This is a genomic window from Nocardia barduliensis (assembly GCF_013315795.1).
GTDB lineage: Bacteria > Actinomycetota > Actinomycetes > Mycobacteriales > Mycobacteriaceae > Nocardia > Nocardia barduliensis.
On record NZ_JABLTE010000020.1, the window covers coordinates 26,083 to 42,184 of the forward strand.

Below are 16,102 nucleotides of genomic sequence, written 5' to 3' on the forward strand. Positions count from 1 at the left end.
CCCGTCACTGCCGCGCTGTCGATCCGCTGCTCGTCGAAACCTACGCCGCCCATGTCCTTGCCAGGATCCCCGCCGCGATCTCCCCGACCACCACAGGCTGTCCGACCTTCTCCACCAGCCACCCCATCGCCCTGGCCGCCACCATAATGACGACCAGGCCGACGAAGACGACCACGAGCTGACTACCCGGCATGCACACCCCCTCGCTGTGACGCGACGGGCTGCGCCGACCGCGCCACCCACCCCGATACTATTTCTGGAAAACTGCTGTGGCGCATGGCAACTCGGACTTGGAGGCCCACCCCGCTGAAAGGGTGGACATATGCTGCTCGATCCGGTCAGCGAAGCTTCCCCACGGCGACGTAGCAGCACACCTGCTCCTCCTGCGGCGGCTCCCAGCGCTTGCGCCGCGCACGGCGACGGTCGAGTTCGTCAGCCGGTCGCCATCGATGCGGAGCAACCAGCCCCGGCTCGACGAGGTCGCAGCGCGCCAGCAACGAAGCCACGTCTCCGCGCGAGCGGGGTCGAAAGTCGATGCCATAGCTGGCGTAGACCTCGGCAGCACTTTTGACCACACCGGGTTCTATGTCGTCGGCGACGTGGCTCAGCGCCACGAAAGAGCCACGCGGCAACGCGGCGGTCACAGCGTCGACGACGTCGACCGGCTCGGCGATGAACTCCGCCACGAACGAAAGACACACCGCCACAGGCGCACCAAGGTCCAGCACGGTCGTGATCTCGTTGACGATGGTGTCGGTGTCGGTCAGATCGGCATGGGAGAAGAATGTCTGAGCATCATCAGCGAGCAGAGCCCGACCGTGAGACGCGACCACCGGATCATGGTCGACGTAGAGGGTACGCGCGGCGGGCAGGTGTTCACGTGCGACGTCGTGGACGTTCGGTGCGAGCGGGTAACCCGAACCCAACTCCACGAATTGCGCAACCTGCTCTTCCGCAGCCAGATACTCCACCGCGCGCAACAGCCACAGCCGCGTCGCGCGAGTCGCCATCTGGAAGCGCTTCGCCTCGGCGGCCAGCCGCTCGCTGGCGGCGAAATCGAGGGAATAGGCATCTTTGCCGCCCAGCAGGGCGCTGTGAATGCGGCCGCTGTGCGCTCGCTCCGGACTGTGCGTATAGCTGTTCATCCGGTTTCCCCCTCCTCGCCAGTTCCAGCCGGGTTGGAGTCCGCCGCTATTTCGGACCACCTCAGCAGTTGCGGGCCTCGGGGGTCGCCGATGAGGATTCGTAGCTGGCACCAGGCTCGGCAGATCTCCTCCCCGTCCGCTGCTACGGGTGCCGGGGCTCCATGGTTGCGCAGCTCCATGGCTGTCAGCACCCGGGAATCCTCGTCGCAGAATTTCAGGGCGTTCAAGTACTGCTGGAGCGGGGTGGCGGGCTCACGCCACGGCCCCCACACCACGGGGTCGTAATCCGCCCAGTACCGGTGGAATCCGGAGCGGTCGAGATCGGTCATGCGCTGCTGCCATTGCGGGTCGCCGATCAGCCGCAGGTATTCGATATAGGCTTTTCTGATTCTGTACCCGTCGGCGGGAAACGCAGCCGGAATCGGTGCACGCAGCAACGTCCGGGCCTCCTCGGGAGAAAGTGCCTCCCACTCAAGCAACCTCCTGCGGAACCTCTGGATGGGGGTCGGATCATCCCAGCCTTCTTCATCGGCCAGACCCATAGCTGTCCTTTCTCTGCTCGTGCGGGATCAGGTGGTAGGAAAAACCGATTCAGCTGGCCTGGCGGACCGAAACCGCAGCGGCCGTGTCGGCGTTCGAGCCGGTCAGCGTCCGGTAGGGGTCGAGGTAGTCGCGGGCGAACAGCGGCGCCCCGGGTAGGGCGGGGATGTCGAACGCGGCCACGAGTTCGGCCATGGAGTCCGCCAGCACGCTGCGGTGCTCGATCAGTTCGGTGTGGATCCGGGTGGCCTGCTCGGCGCTCATCAGGCCGTGGACCGTGTACCAGCCGCCGTGCTCGTAGATGCAGCCCAGCGCGTAGGCAGCAGCCGCCGAGTGCAGAAGCCGTTCGGCGGCTGGATGGGGTGCGGTGGCCGCCGCGATGTGCAGTGCGGTCGCGGCCAGGCGTTCCCCGGTCGCGGCGGTCAGCTCCGCGGCCGCGGTATCCGACCCCCAAACCGGTCCTGCCGCACCGTAATTGCCTTGGTGCATCCCGGCCGCGATTGTGTGCTCGCGCGCAATCAGCGGCTCGATGTACGACGGCAGACTGCCGGGGGTTTCCCGCAGGTGCAGCTCGAGCAGATCCTTGTAGTGTCGTCCCGCCGCGACCTGCATGATCTGGTCGTCGCCCTCGGCGGTGGAGATGCCGTCGGCATTGGCGATCCAGTCCGGGATGTAGTTCGAGCGCAGAATGCCCTGCGCGCCGGCGCGGCGGCGGCACATGACCAGCACGTCAAAAGCGGTGCCGGACAGCAGCGGCTTGGCCACCATCGGCCCCAGCGTCACCCACGGTGATGCACCGGCCGCGCGGAGTTCGCGTGCCCGCCGGCCGAGGATGCTGGTGGCCCAGACCGCCGCCAGTGCGGTCACGATGTCGCGCTGGACCGGTCCGCGGTCGATCATGACCGTCCGGCCCGGGCGGCGCTGACCGGCGTAACCGACGACTCCCGCCAGCGCGGCGCGAGCAGTGGCGATCGCTCCGCACGGCAGGTCCACCCGGCCACCACCCAGGGGATCACCCGTGCGGGCGAACCGTTGCTCCCACTGCACAGTGCAGTCGAATTCGCCGCTGCTGGTGATGCGCGCCCAGTCCCCGCCCAGCAACGCCTCGCGAGGCAGTACGCACTCGGCCGGATCGAACACGATCAGGCCGTGGTCCATCGCCGAGGCCGACCCGATCTTCTCCGCCAGCGCCCTCACCCGCACCCCGGGAGCGAGCTGCCCATCGGCGTCGCGTACGCGCAGCAGAAACGGCAGCACCCCTTCATCGCGGCCGTCGAATTGCAGGCGCGCGGTGACCACTGCGATCTTCGGGGACCTTCCTGCCAGGTTCGGCATGAACTTCGCCGCTTCGACGGCCGGTTTCTCTGCGATGGTTGGCTTCTCTCCGATGGTTGGGGTCGCCAGCCGGAACCCTCCGACCGCCGGATCCCAGGTGGCGGTCGTGCGGCAATGGGGTCCGTTGGTGCCGGCCAACTCAGTCAGCATCAGCACACCCACCGCCGCGCCGGTATCGAGGTCGGTGGCGCAGCGCTGTACATACTCGGTGCCGATCCCGGAGGCGAGGATGGCGCCCAGCGCCAGGTTGAGGTGCCCGCTCATCAAGGTCAGCACCGAAGGCGCGGCGATAGCCGCCTCCTCGAACAGGACCCCCCGCAGCCGGGGATCACCAGCGATATCGAGCGCGGATCCGCCCATTTCGCGGATGAGTGCCCGCAGCAGACCCGGTGTACGCGAGTGCTGTTCGGCGTACGTCAGCCCGGACGTCGGCACGTCCCGCACAGCGAGCACTGCTTCACGGACCCGTGCGTGCAGCGGGGAGTCTGGGCCGACCAACACCGTGTGCAAGGCGTCGACGAGATCGGTGTTGAGTGGACCGTCCAGCGTGCCGTGGGTTGTCATGACTGTCCCTTCGGGAGTGCCGGTGATGCGCCCGGTAAAAACGGCGGGGTCGTGTCACCGAACGCTTCGAGCTGCACGCACTTTCGTGATGGCGTGCTGAGGTGGAGCTGTGGGTGAATGGCAGCGGTGCGTGTGGGTGCACCGGCCCCGCAGAGCTGCACGACAGATCCTGGCGTCACTGAATGGACCTGCGGTTTTCCCTGCGGGGCACTGCTGTGCCTATCTCGCTGTAATCAAATGCAGCGCTGGATCAATAGTTCGGTCATTCGCCGTTGTCGGACCGACGCCGATATAGGCGGGCAACACCCCCCTTTCACGGGTTCTGGTTACTGGGAAGCCGGACTTGCAGAGAGGGTCGACGATGCGACACAACGAGATTCGGTTGTGTCACGTCGTTCTCTGCTGGCCGGACACTTTCTGTGCCGCCGAGCGCCGCGGCGGCGCCTGGGACGAAGGGGTTAGCCGAGCCACAGGCCGGTTGCGTGGAGGGTGCCGACCCAGTCCGAACAGACGTGGCGGCCGCGGGTGAGTGCGCCGAGGACGGCGAAGGCTTGCGGGGGTGTCCATGTTTCACACACCGTGGCCAGGACCAGCCAGTCCGCGCGCCATCGCTCGTTATGATGCGGCACGTCGGCGCCGGCTCGTAGCACGACGGCCATGGTGCGGCCCGGGTGCGGCCACCATCGGCGGTCGAACTGGTCTGTCGGCGTGCTGATGACGTCGGCTAGGGTGAGGGCCTGCTCGAGGTCCAGGGCCGAGCGTGCGGTGGCAAGCTGCTGGTCGAAGAACTCGAGGTAGTAGTGAGGGTTCTGGTCGAGATCGTCGAGTTGCTGAGGGCTCAGGTGCCCGGTGGCGCGGTGGTGGTCGATGAACTCGCGGTGATAGGTGTCCAGGAAGGTGTGCGGGACCGCTGCGCCGTTGTAGTCCAGCGCGACGGGGGCAGGATCGATGGTCATCGGTGGTGTCCTTGTTGGGAGCGGGATACGGGGATCAGTGCAGGCTGACGGGGAAGGCGGACAGTGCCCGGTGGAACGGTCCCGGCCGCCAGGTCGGCCGCCCTTGCGGTCGGGCGTCGGGCAGCATGTCGATGAACCGCGTGATGCCTTCGGTCGCGATCAGACGTGCCACGGCCTGCGCCGGTTTCGGGCACTGGTGCGGCCCGGCGGAATAGCCCAGGCCCCAGCCGGCCTGGAGGTATTCGCCGTCGCCGGTGTTGACGGCGGGGTCGTTGTTGCAGGAGGCCATGCTGATCACCACCGGCTGGTGGGCGGGCAGCCAGATCCCGTCGACCGTGACCCCGGCCGGTGGATAGGAGAGGCAGTAGTTCGCCATCGGCGGGTCGGTGATCTCGTTCTCGGTGACCGCCTCTCTGATCGGCACACCGAAACCATCCCCGCCTGCCACGAATCGGGGGTCGTTGAATATCAACCGCAAGGTGTTGGCCAGCAAGTTGGTCGTCGGTTCGATACCCGCCCCATACAAGGTCACCAATTGGTGGATCAGTTCCACATCGTCCAAGCCGGTGTGGTGAGCGATCAGGCGCGAGGTGACATCGTCTCCGGGCGCGGCCTTCTTAGCAGCGATGTGCCCGCCCAGCGATTGGCCCAGCACCTTGTTGACCTGTTCGGTGTCCTCAGTCGACTCGAACATGCGGGCCATCGCCCAGGCGACATCGTTGCCGACCTCGTCGGTGCAGCCGAGTATCCGGTTGAGTACCGTGAACACCAGCGGGCGCGCGTAGTCGGCGATGACGTCTATTTGGTTGGCGTCCTGGATGTCTCGTCGGTGGCACAGGGCATCCAGCAGCTTTTCGGCAGCGTCGATCACCTCGTCACGCAGGCGGAACAGATCGATGCCGTCGAGGCTGTCGATGTTGGCGCGTCGATAGCGGTCGTGGTCGGTTCCGGCGCTGCGCAGCGCGTTGGGCCGATATTCGATCATCGGCGCGATCGGGCACCCGGCGGGCATGGTGTGCTGCCATCGGCGTGGGTCGGCGGGGAAGCGTTCGGGATCGCGGAGGATTCGCAGCGCGGTGTGGTAGCGGACGACCAGCGTCGCCGGTACGCCGTGGGCGAGTTCGACGGGGACCATGGGGCCCTGGGCGCGCATCCAGGCGTAGACCGTGTGAGGGTCATCGGCGAAGTCCTGAGTGTGGATCAGGGTTCGTTCGCACACGTCCTCGATCGGTGTCGAATCCGCGTCCGACAGGGCGGGAATGGAGTTCGGCGGCACAGCAGTGGTCTCCTACGTGCTGATGGGGTGTGGAAGCGGTGATGTCGGGGCGAACGTGACCGGAAGGGCAACCAGCGCACGGTGATACAGGGTTTGCAGCCACTCGATCCGCGTGCCGGGTGCCCGCTGCATGTCGGGGAGGGATTCGAACAGCAGGTTCAGGGCTTCTTCGGCGGTGAGCATCGCTATCGCCGCCGCTTCGTCCGGGCATTTGTGCTGGCCGCCGCCCCAAGCCAGATGGGACCGGCTGCCGACCTTCCTGGTGTGGTCGGCGGCCATGACCGGATCAGCGGCACAGCCGGCCAGGCTGACCAGCACCGGCTGACGAGGATGCAGGTGTACGCCATCGCGGATCTGCAGGCTCAGGGGAAACCGCGGGCGAAGAGTCGGCCGCGGCGGCTCGACGGCCAGCACGTGCTCGAGCGCGTCCCGCAAGGTCAGCGACCCGCACATCACGTCGCCGCCGAACTCTTCGTCGGTCATTACCAGCATGAGAGCGTTGACGATCAGATCGATGGTCGGCAGGCATCCGCTGGTGTACAGCAGCAGCACCTGCTGAACCACCTCGTAGTCGTCCAGGGTTGCAGGATGCCCGCACAACCATGAGGTCACATCTGTCCTCGGGGTCATCCGGGCGGCCTCCACAGCCGACCAGACGAGCGGGGTCAGTGCGCTTGCATCTCCCATGGTGCGCAATGTCCGGACCGCGATGTCGGCCTCGTCCCAGATATCCGGAGGCAGACCCAACATCCACGAAAATGTCTGTACGACAAGCGGGCTCGCGAATTCATCAACGAGATCGGCGGAGCCTTCCATGCAGAATGTCTTGATCAGTCCGGCCGTGAATTGACCGACCGTGGTGCGTAGTGCGTGCTGATCGATGCGTTCGAGGCACTCGCGTACCGTGTGGCGCAACCGCGCGTGATCGGTGCCGCTGGCCCGCGCCAGATCCGGCCGATCCCGGCGCTCGGCACGCTGGTGGGACTGCCCTGCTTTCGGGTCGGTCGGGTAGTGCAGGGGATCGTCGAGGACTTCGCGGGCGTGTTGGAACCCGATCACCGCGGTCGCTTTCTTCCCCGGCCCGGTCTCCACCGGAACCACAAGCCCGTGGTCGCGGTGCATCTGCTGATATGTCCGGTGCGGATCGGCGAAGAACTCAGGCCCGTACAGCTGCACCGCCCGATCGGCGTCGGCGTGCGGGCATGTGCCGGTTCCTGGTGGGGATGCTGGGGTGGTCAAATGTGCCTCCGGGCAGGGAAATGACGTGCTCGGGGCACGACGAATCAAGCCGGTCCGTCGCAGCGGCCGACTATGAGGGGAAGGATCCGGACGCCCATGCGCGGTGAGCGCGGGCCGCCAGGGAAGAACGGTGGTGGATGGTTAGAGGGAGACGTGCTCGCCGAGGTTGTTCGGCGCCGCCTTCAGGCGGGTAACGCAGTCGTCGTAGGCGCGGGTCGCGCTCACCACGCAGGGGATGTTCTCGCAGATGGTCCAGTACGCGACTCGCGCGGCCAGCACACCCGGTCGCGCCGGGCCGAGGTCGAACGCTGTGGCAGCGATCCGGTCGAACTCAGCACACAGACGCAGCTCGGGCGGGTTGGTATCCGCAGGCCCCTCGGCCTGGTCCCAGTTGACCGCGGCCGGCGGAGCACTGAACCGCTGGGTGTCCTCGCGGCGCTGCCTGTACAGCAGCGCCATCCCGCACGCCACGCTCAGCGCCGGATGCGCATCGACAGCGGTGTACTTTCCGCACAGCGCATCCGACACCGCCCCGATCAACGCCAGCGAGTCCGGCCAGCTCTGCGCAATGCTGGCGTCGGTCATATCGTCCCCGCCTGCGCAGGCTGCGCACCCGGCTCGCCCACTACTGCACCGCCGCTCGCCGAACGCAACGGGGCGTACGGGAATTCGCGGCGGCTCTCGTCCTCCTCCCGGGATCGGGCCAGTCTGCGTACGCAGGTGACGGGATGTCCTGCGTGCTGTGACCGCAGCAGATGCGCTTGCACGGTGGTGATCTCCGGATCGGGCGGTGTTGCGCAGTCGCCCAGCGCCATCCTGTCGCGTTCCTCGGCGGGCATGTACGACAACAACTTCGTCATGCACATTCGAATACCTCCCATGTCTTGGGCACCAGCTATCGCCGCGCTATGCAGAGCGGCCCCGCAAGGGGTACGGCGCCGACCTGCACAGCTCGGTGTACCGAGGTGAGTAGCGTTCGCGATGCAGCGAAATAACTGGTGCTGGAACAATTTTCGGCAAACGAAGCAACGCCACACAATAGGGCGCGCGTACCCAATCACTTGTCCAGTTCATGGGTACGCAGGTCAGAGCGAAAAATTGCCTTCGCCACCCGGCGCTTTCACGCCAGGGAGACCCTGACATAGCGGCAGGCGGCGCCACGGCGAGACGATCAGACCGGATGTGCACGCGAGGACCGAGCGCGGAGTACCGTGCCGGAGCGGATATTTCACCGAATGAACCAACATGCGCCGAAGCTTCTGTGCCGCAACGGCCCAGGAGAACACGCACTTCGCATCTTGGCCGCGATCCTGTAGATCCCGACCGAGATGCACCGCGCCGATGATGTCTACATGCCGTGCCAGGGCTCGGTGCCGGCGCCGGGGTTTCGGAGCATGCCCAGGCGGCGGTGGAGTTCGCCGGTTGCGGCGGTATCGGCACCGGCCGCGCGGCGAATGTAGCCGGTGAGGGTGTGCAGGTCACGCATCGAGGTCAGCAAGGTGAACCCCGGCCAGCTGCGGAACTCCTCGAGGTCGAGACCGTACGCGCGGAAGAACTGCGCGAGATCACCTTCGGAGGCCCCGAATCGGAGGTGGTCGTGGCAGGTGGGGATCAGATCCAGCTCGCGCGGGCCGATACTGGCCTCGTCCCAGTCTCCCAGCACAACCCGCTCGTCGCCGTCCCACAGGCAGTTCGCCGGATACGGATCGCCATGGATGAACCCGACGCCCAGGACGGATTCGAGGCCCTGGTAGCGGTCGAGCAGTTCGTCGGCGCGGTCGGACAGCCAGGTCAGATCATCCGGCTCGAGAACTCGGCGTGCCGCATCCGAGCCGAGGATGGTGGTCAGCCCGGACAGCGGCGGATACGGGTGCAGTTCCAGCGGCGGGGTCGGCAATGCGTGGAGCCGGCGCAGGATGGCGCCGAGGTCTCGCATCGGAGGTTCACCGCGCTGCTGCTGCGGGTAGTAGCGCCACACCGTGACGGTGGCGTCGTCGATGTCGACGGCCCGGTCCACCAGCGGCTCAGTCACCGGAATCTCATGCTCGGCCAGCCACCGCGTCAGCGTCAGCCCCGCCTGAAACCGCAAGCCGCGGTGCTGGCGTCGCCCGATCCGGACCACCGCTGGCGGGCGCGGAAGGAGCCAGACAGCGTTGCTGTGGGCGCGCAGCAGCCGCGCGTCCCGGGCGTCGAGCCCGATCTGTTCGCAGGCGGCGATGAGGATGTCGTGCGCGGCCAGCTCCGTCATGCCAGGGCCGCGGTCGAGGGTGTGGTGTACCCGCGGATGGCCTCGTGAAGGTCTTGGGCGACGGGTGCTTGGGCATGGCGGTGCTCGCGGATCGCGGCGGTAACGGTATTCATCCCCTCCATGATGGCCGTGATCCGCTGCTCGGTGGGAAGTTCCAGGACCGGAGAGAGTATTTCCCGCGCGCCTTCGAACTCGTCGCAGGCGATCCGGGACAGGCTCAGCGAGACCCGAGCCAGGGCCTCGTCCCCGTAGGATCGGTGTTCGGGTGGACCGACAGTGTATTCGCCGATGGCATCCAGCGCCCACCGCTCGGCATGCTGGTGGTCACCAATCGCCTGATACGCGCAGCCCAGGTAGTAGGCCATCTTCGCGTGCGGGAATGTCAGAGCGCCACCGAACGCGGTCACCTCATCAGGCGCATCGCGTGCCTGCTCGGCGGCGGCAACGGTGCGCACCGCGGCGGAACGGGTAAGGCTGATATCACCGAGCCGACCAGCGCACCGTGCCTGCAACGCAAACAGCCGGACCCGGTAGTCGCCCGGCGGCGCCGACCCGGCCGCGTCGTCGATGACGTCCAGTGCCGTGTGTGGCTGCGGAGACCATTCCGCGATCAGGGCCTTCGTGCCGGCCACCCACGCCCGCAATCCGGGATGCGCGGCTTCCTGGGCCAGCAGCTCGGCAGCCACGGCATGCCGCATCGCGGCCTCAGAATTCCCCGCCACATCATCGGTGAGTTCACCCAGCAGTTGGACCGCGACCGCCCCCAGCAGGGACAGTTCGCGCCGGCGCTGGAGTCGCCGCGCCTGATCCAGTTGCTGCGCGATCTGCTTCCGCACACGCAGCAGGTCGGTCAGCAGCGGCAGAGGCGGCCGGTGCACGTAACCACGTGCAATTCGGCTCAGATCACGCGTCAGGCCGTCTTGGGAGATCCCGACCACCGGTTCTTCGCTCACCCACCGCACAAGGTCCGTCGACTCCTGCGCTGCGGTGGTGAGCAGCCGCTGCAACGCGGCGTCGGTGGCCGCCGACAGCAGGGCCCCATCCGCCTGCAGAACGTCATCGAGGCGAGTGGCCATGTCCGTGGTCGGTGGCCGCTCTCCCTGCTCGATGTGATGCAGGGTTGTCGGCGCATACACCGTCAGCGCGGCGAGAGCCTTGAGCGAGAGACCACGCCGCTCGCGCAGCCTACGCATCAACTCGCCGAATACGTTGTCACGGTCGATCATCGGGCCTGCCCGACCGTCGCGAGGCAACACACGCGGCCCAGAAAATCGTCCCGGCGAACACCAGAACGTGTCGGCGTTCACGTATTTCCCGGTGCCTGTGTTCACGTAATTCCGCAGGTGGTGGGTCCTGATTGATGTTCTACCCGACCTCCTTCTTCGGCGTCTTGGGTTGGTCCTTGCCACCGGGTCGTTTGTTCGGGCGGTAGGAGGGTCCGTTCATGAACACTTGGTGGCTGGTGTTGATGAGCCGGTCCAGGAGTGATTCGGCGACAACGGGATTGGGGAACAGTGGGTACCAGTCGACGGGTGATCTGTTCGAGGTCAGGACGAGCGAGCCGCCGGAGGTGGATCGTTCGGAGATGAGTTCGTAGAGGTCGTCGGCCTGGGGCGCGGTCAGCTCGCGCATGCCGAAGTCGTCCAGGATCAGCACGGCGGGCCGGACGAATTCGGCCAGGCGTTTGTCCCAGGTCCGGTCAGCATGACCGCCCGCGAGGGTGGCCAGCAGCCGGCTGGTCTTGGTGAACCGGACTTCGGCGCCCTGGCGGATCGCCAGATGGCCGAGACCTTGTGCCACATGTGTTTTGCCCACCCCGACCGGGCCATAGAGGACTACCGACTCGCCGACGGTCAGCCACCGCAGCGCCGCGAGATCGCGGATCTGCGCGGCGGGCAGTTTCGGGCTGGCGGTGAAGTCGAATTCCTCGAGGGTGACCTGCTGTTCGAAGTGGGCGCGGCGGATGCGGCGGGCGATGGCTTGTGATTCGCGGCGGGCGATCTCGTCGTGACACAAGACCTGCAGGAACTCGATATACCCGAGGTCGCCGGCGCGGGCCTGGGCCAGCCGGGACTCGAGGGTCTGCAACATCCCGGACAGCTTGAGCTGTCGCAGCGCCTGTTCCAGGGCGACATCAACGATCATGCCGAGACCCCTTGGCCGTGTTCGTCATCGGCCGCGTCACCGCGGTCGGCCTCCGCCGCGGTGGTGTCCATCGCGGCGTTCGTGGTGGCGCGGATCGCGGCCGGGTTGTCCGGGTTGGGCAGCGCCAACACGTTCCCGAACAGCCGCGAAGGACCATGCAAGAACGCCGCGGCGCCTCCATCGCCGCTGCTTGGCGGCGGCGGATCGGCTTCCAGGCCGGCGGCGAGGATGCCCTTGATGGTCCGATAGGACGGATCCCCGACGGCGATCGCTTTGGCGCACGCCAATTCGAGCCGGGATTCGCCGTGACGGTCGGCCAACCCGAGCACGCCCTGGGCGGCGCGGAGCCGGAACAGCGCGTTCTCGCTGAGTAATTCGGCGACCACCGCGACGGTTGCCTCACCGATCTCGGGGGCTCGTTGGCGGCACCAGGCCGGGCCCTTCATCGCGAAGGCGATCTTCTCCGGCGGATAGTGCGACAGGTCGGACTGCTTGCCGAACGGTTTGCGCACATGCGTGGCGATCAACTCGCCGCGGTCGAAGATCTGCACCATCGAATACGTCGACCGGACATCCACCTTCCGGCCGATATACCGCCACGGCACCGAATACAGAGTCCGTCCGGCCTTGACATGGATGTCCGGGCCGACAGTGCCGCTCGACCAGTCCGCGAGCACGAAGTCCTTGTCCGGCAACGGCATCAACGCGCCGCGTTCGACCGCCTCGAACACCGCCATCGGGGCCGCGCCCTCCAACGGCCGGCACCGTCGCTGCCCGGCCACATCCCGGCACCACTCGACAGCGGCCTGCTGCATCTGCGCCAGCGAGGTCCATTCCCGTCCGCGCCACAGTGAATCGCGCACATACGGCATCGGCCGCTCCACCCGCGGCTTGTCCTTGGGCTTTCCTCGGCGAGCGGGATCGACGAGAGTGCCGTAATGGTGGGCCAATTCGGCATAGGAGCGGTTGATCTTCGGGTCATACAGGTCCGGCCGCGCGACCCCGGTGCGCAGGTTGTCCGGCACCAGACGCTTCGGGACGCCACCGAAGAACGCGAACGCCTCCACATGCGCTTCGGTCCACGCCCGCTGATCCATGGTCAGCACCGGGCGCACGAACATGAACCGCGAGGTCGCCAGCACCATCACGAACGCCCAGATCCGGCGGCGTTTCCCACCCACCGGATCGGCCCACGAACCCAAATACCCGTAATCGATCTGCGCTTCCTCACCTGCGGGCGGGTCTTCCCGCAGCACCGTCACCCGGCCGCGCAGGTTCTCCTCGGGCAGGTTGGCGTCCATATAGCGTTTCAACGACGACACCGACGCGGTCAGGCCGTGTTCGTCACGCAGCCGCTGCCAGATCGTCTGCCGGGTCACTCCGGCCTTGCTCATCGCGACGATGAAGTCGCGATGCTGCTCGATCTCCGGCCAGGTGATCTGCCGCACCTTCGTGTCAGCGATCTGCGGGAACCATGCCCGCACCAGCTCGTTCCACTCCGCCGGCGACCGCTGCGGCCCACCCGGGGCGAGCCCGGCCGCCACGGCCGGATCGACGTATTTCTTCACTGTTTTGCGGTCCAGCCCAAGGCTTTCCGCGATCTGGCTCTGCGAACGACCCGCATGCCAGTGAACCAAGATCTCGACGATATCGACCACGTCGAACGTTCTCCTCGCCAAAACTCTGGCTCCCATCACCTTCATCGGATGGGAGCAGCCAACTCCTTGCGAGGACCAACCGGTCGCGTTCGGGTTCCCGATGGGGAATTACGTGAACGCGACCCTGGGGAATTACGTGAACGAGAACCAGCTCAACCTGGGGATTTCCGTGAACGCTGACACAGAACGACCTTGATCGCCGGTGATAGTTGCCTCCACGGCCTTACGCGATGACATCTGACTCGGTGCGGGCATAGGTCGCACCGTCGTCCACGGTGACAACCTCGTCGCACCACTCGATGACCGGCCCCGCATCACCGTCGAGATGATCGAGATTCGGGGTGAGCACAGCCGAGATCTCCACCCCGTGTACGCGGGTCATGTTGCGGGCCAGATTGCGCAGGCGCAGCGCCGGATGGTCCACGTCGTCGCCGAACACGGCCATTTTGGCGAGGGAGTAGCCCAAGTCGTGGGCCAGACGGCGGATTTCTGTCTCATCCCAGTGTTGACGGGTTCCGGACACATCGCGGCGGATGTAGCCGATAGCTGCGAGTGATCTCAATATGTTCATCTCCTCTGGGCAGGGGTGGGATCACCGCAGGAAAAGCCGTTGATTGGGAAGATGTTTCATGTCCTGGGGCCATAGAGCCGCCGATGGCGACCGGTGCCAAATGCTGTCGGTGTGCCTAGGCCGAGAACTCGGCCGCAGCGCCGTACTAAGTGCGGTAGTCCTGCACGGTGACGATCGCCCAGGGGCTGCACAGCTCGCGTGCGTCTCGATTGCCTATCAGCACAACCGCACTGCGCGAACAGTCGGGTTGCGTCCGGTGGCCGACGTGTATTCCATCCAGAATTCGCTGCGTATCCGGTCCCACGGCCGCGCCCACTTCGGACGTCTATCCCGTGCGGCTGCCAAATCCGTGCCAGGCGCGAACGTCACCTCAACCGACTGAGATTGGTTGTGCACGTTCATGATCTCTATCCGCAGCCGTTCCAGTCGCCAGGTCGCTTGCAGCCCGTCCACCTCCGTGATGTGTTCACTCATGCCGCCATGCCCAGGCATCGGAAAAGGCTCGGAATCCAGCCTGTGCAGGCCCTCCGCAACACGGGAGGCCACGTCGACTGGAAGCCGTACTCGATGTAGTCACCGGGAGTCCGGTCCTGTAGCTCTTCCATGTTCCGCCTCCAGCCGCCCGAAGTCGGACGCCTGAGCCGCCAAAGTGTTGCGGCCTAACCGGGTGATCTCATAGCGGTCCAGCCGGGCGCTGTCGAAGATCAGATCTCGGCGGGTCAGTTCCGTGACGGTCTGCCGGGTCTTCCACCTCGTCAGGCCAGCCGCCACCTCGATCTGCTTCTTGGTGAGCGTTCCGCCGCAGTTCAGCGCCCTGAGAACGCGCGCCTGAGCGATGGAAAGACTGCCGTCGTGGTGCTGATGTATCTGCGCACCTCGGGCTCGGTGCTCGTCACTCTCGCTTGCCATGTTTTGCCCCTTGGCGTCCAGATGCGCGGAGCGCCAACGCACTCCGCATCGGAGGGTGTGTCGGCCACTCTGGCCAAGGTGATAGCCGACACATTCATACGGTAAGTGACACGCTCTTTAAACGTCAACATCTCTACTGAAACGTAAACAGATTCAAGATGTTAATTAACATGCTAGGTGGCCAGTTGGGTGCGTGCAGACCCTGTATCGTCTTCACATATCCGCTCATCCCGACTGGAGAGGACACGTCGTGGCACCGATGTCACCGACCGTCGCGCGCTGGGAGCTGTTCGAACGGCTGCGGCGCAGGCAGACCGACCTCGGGCTGATTGGCACCAAGATCGCCAAGCAGCTTGGCTACGCGCCGAACTACTGGTACAAGATCGAACGAGACCGCATGGTGCTGCCGGAAGAGAAGCACCTGGCGCTGCTCGATCTGCTGGAGATCGACGGCGACGAGCGTGAGAAGCTGACCGAGCTACGCGCGCTGGCCAAGGCCCGCGGTTGGTGGGACGAGTACGCCGGGCTGTTCAACGCCGAACAGACTCGGCTGTGGGGCCTGGAGTACGGTGCCGAGGAGATTTCGTCGTTCGAGTCGCTGCTCATCCCTGGTCTGCTGCAGACCGAGGACTACGCACGCAGCCTCATCGCCGGCGACCAGGTCATCGTCCGCCGACCGGAGGTCCGGCGCCGTGTCCAAGCGAGAATGAAGCGACAGGAGCGCATCGGCGGCGCCGATCCGGTCCGATTCAACGTCGTGATCTGCGAAGCTGCGCTGCATCAACAGTTCGGCGGCATCGATGTCCTGCGCGCCCAGCTGGAGCGCCTGGTCGACATCATCACCACACACGACACCGTGCAAGTGCTGATTCTGCCCTTCACCAGCTCCAGCGGCCCCACTCTCGGCGGCTCCACCTTCCATATCCTCGACTTCCCCGGCGACCAGGCCGCGCCCCTGGGCTGGCACGAATCAGCCGTGGTCGCCGAGGTGATCGAAGACACCACAAAGATCGAAACCTTGACGGCGGCCTTCGCCTCCGCCGCGCAGGCGTCGCTCTCGCGTGAGGACTCTCTTGCACGGATTCGCGACGTAATCACACAGATAGGATCATCCGCATGAGCAGCACCACCCCCCGGCGCGACTGGTTCAAGTCCTCGTTCTCGGCCTCCTCGAGCAACTGCGTAGAAGTGCGATTCGACGGCGATATGGTGCTCGTCCGCGACGACAAATACAACGGCCCCGCAGACCTGCAACCCACCATCGCCGTGCCCGTCACTGCCTGGGCAGCATTCCTCGAGTTGACCCTCGGCAACGACATCCAGGGCGGCAGCATCGCTGTCCCCAGCATTACTACGGACAGCCACGGCACCGTAGTCCGCGATGCTGTCGGCACTACTTTGGAGTTCACCCCCGCCGAATGGACTGCCTTCGTCGCAGGTATTCGCGCCGGTGAGTTCATCCCGGCCTCAGTCTGACCTCATTGTGAGTTGACCTAGTGACCGTCTGACCGCAACG

At 65.9% G+C, this 16,102-nt stretch carries 18 protein-coding genes and 1 pseudogene; 3 read left to right on the top strand and 16 right to left on the bottom strand.

From position 1 onward, the window contains the following. Positions 1-40: 40 nt before the first annotated feature. The 7 genes from HOV91_RS11440 to HOV91_RS11470 all read right to left on the bottom strand — a co-directional run bounded on the left by HOV91_RS11440 (position 41) and on the right by HOV91_RS11470 (position 6,632). On the bottom strand, positions 41-193 hold the full coding sequence (locus HOV91_RS11440; protein WP_157227898.1) for a hypothetical protein: 153 nt from the start codon (positions 191-193) through the stop codon (positions 41-43). A 145-nt stretch (positions 194-338) separates the two neighbouring features. Further along, positions 339-1,145: an SAM-dependent methyltransferase gene (locus tag HOV91_RS11445; protein ID WP_051047483.1), complete on the bottom strand. Its 807-nt coding sequence runs from the start codon at positions 1,143-1,145 to the stop codon at positions 339-341. Further along, positions 1,142-1,687 carry a hypothetical protein gene (locus HOV91_RS11450; protein ID WP_043738562.1) on the bottom strand — a complete coding sequence of 182 codons (546 nt, stop codon included), beginning with the start codon at positions 1,685-1,687 and terminating at the stop codon, positions 1,142-1,144. Before HOV91_RS11450 ends, HOV91_RS11445 begins: the two co-directional genes overlap by 4 nt. 49 nt (positions 1,688-1,736) lie before the next feature. Then, complete coding sequence (locus HOV91_RS11455; protein WP_043738563.1) at positions 1,737-3,584, bottom strand: acyl-CoA dehydrogenase family protein; 1,848 nt, start codon at positions 3,582-3,584, stop codon at positions 1,737-1,739. A 458-nt stretch (positions 3,585-4,042) separates the two neighbouring features. Beyond that, the gene (locus HOV91_RS11460; protein WP_043738564.1) at positions 4,043-4,540 is read right to left on the bottom strand and encodes a hypothetical protein; all 498 of its coding nucleotides are present in this window, start codon (positions 4,538-4,540) and stop codon (positions 4,043-4,045) included. 34 nt (positions 4,541-4,574) lie between these two features. After that, positions 4,575-5,816 (bottom strand): cytochrome P450 family protein, encoded by a 1,242-nt coding sequence (locus HOV91_RS11465; RefSeq protein WP_245560547.1) that lies wholly within the window; start codon positions 5,814-5,816, stop codon positions 4,575-4,577. Positions 5,817-5,828: 12 nt separating this feature from the next. Further along, positions 5,829-6,632 carry a cytochrome P450 family protein gene (locus tag HOV91_RS11470; RefSeq protein ID WP_174185407.1) on the bottom strand — a complete coding sequence of 268 codons (804 nt, stop codon included), beginning with the start codon at positions 6,630-6,632 and terminating at the stop codon, positions 5,829-5,831. A 54-nt stretch (positions 6,633-6,686) separates the two neighbouring features. Here HOV91_RS11470 and HOV91_RS11475 point away from each other — a divergent pair, with 54 nt between their 5' ends. Further along, a complete protein-coding gene (locus tag HOV91_RS11475; protein ID WP_174185408.1) occupies positions 6,687-7,079 on the top strand; it encodes a hypothetical protein in 393 nt (130 codons plus the stop codon). 117 nt (positions 7,080-7,196) lie between these two features. Here HOV91_RS11475 and HOV91_RS11480 read toward each other — a convergent pair whose 3' ends face one another. The 9 genes and pseudogenes from HOV91_RS11480 to HOV91_RS11520 all read right to left on the bottom strand — a co-directional run bounded on the left by HOV91_RS11480 (position 7,197) and on the right by HOV91_RS11520 (position 14,586). Next, complete coding sequence (locus tag HOV91_RS11480) at positions 7,197-7,640, bottom strand: hypothetical protein (RefSeq protein ID WP_043738565.1); 444 nt, start codon at positions 7,638-7,640, stop codon at positions 7,197-7,199. Continuing rightward, a complete protein-coding gene (locus HOV91_RS11485) occupies positions 7,637-7,915 on the bottom strand; it encodes a hypothetical protein (protein ID WP_043738566.1) in 279 nt (92 codons plus the stop codon). Before HOV91_RS11485 ends, HOV91_RS11480 begins: the two co-directional genes overlap by 4 nt. 488 nt (positions 7,916-8,403) lie before the next feature. After that, on the bottom strand, positions 8,404-9,303 hold the full coding sequence (locus HOV91_RS11490) for a phosphotransferase enzyme family protein (RefSeq protein WP_051047485.1): 900 nt from the start codon (positions 9,301-9,303) through the stop codon (positions 8,404-8,406). Further along, a complete protein-coding gene (locus HOV91_RS11495) occupies positions 9,300-10,529 on the bottom strand; it encodes a helix-turn-helix domain-containing protein (protein WP_051047486.1) in 1,230 nt (409 codons plus the stop codon). The genes HOV91_RS11490 and HOV91_RS11495 overlap by 4 nt, the downstream gene beginning before the upstream one ends. 139 nt (positions 10,530-10,668) lie before the next feature. After that, positions 10,669-11,448, bottom strand: coding sequence for an IS21-like element helper ATPase IstB (gene istB, locus HOV91_RS11500; RefSeq protein WP_043734947.1), 780 nt, complete (start codon positions 11,446-11,448; stop codon positions 10,669-10,671). Between the two features lie 143 nt (positions 11,449-11,591). After that, positions 11,592-13,106 (bottom strand): annotated as a pseudogene (gene istA, locus HOV91_RS11505) (IS21 family transposase); the annotation flags it as partial. A 223-nt stretch (positions 13,107-13,329) separates the two neighbouring features. Then, positions 13,330-13,668: a hypothetical protein gene (locus HOV91_RS11510; protein WP_157227684.1), complete on the bottom strand. Its 339-nt coding sequence runs from the start codon at positions 13,666-13,668 to the stop codon at positions 13,330-13,332. Between the two features lie 225 nt (positions 13,669-13,893). Continuing rightward, complete coding sequence (locus tag HOV91_RS11515) at positions 13,894-14,169, bottom strand: hypothetical protein (RefSeq protein ID WP_157227682.1); 276 nt, start codon at positions 14,167-14,169, stop codon at positions 13,894-13,896. 81 nt (positions 14,170-14,250) lie between these two features. Further along, on the bottom strand, positions 14,251-14,586 hold the full coding sequence (locus HOV91_RS11520; protein ID WP_157227680.1) for a hypothetical protein: 336 nt from the start codon (positions 14,584-14,586) through the stop codon (positions 14,251-14,253). Positions 14,587-14,845: 259 nt separating this feature from the next. Here HOV91_RS11520 and HOV91_RS11525 point away from each other — a divergent pair, with 259 nt between their 5' ends. Both HOV91_RS11525 and HOV91_RS11530 read left to right on the top strand, forming a co-directional pair. Continuing rightward, positions 14,846-15,706, top strand: a complete 861-nt coding sequence (locus tag HOV91_RS11525; protein ID WP_051047323.1) for a helix-turn-helix domain-containing protein — start codon at positions 14,846-14,848, stop codon at positions 15,704-15,706. After that, positions 15,703-16,062, top strand: coding sequence for a DUF397 domain-containing protein (locus HOV91_RS11530; protein WP_043737219.1), 360 nt, complete (start codon positions 15,703-15,705; stop codon positions 16,060-16,062). The genes HOV91_RS11525 and HOV91_RS11530 overlap by 4 nt, the downstream gene beginning before the upstream one ends. Positions 16,063-16,102: the final 40 nt, after the last annotated feature.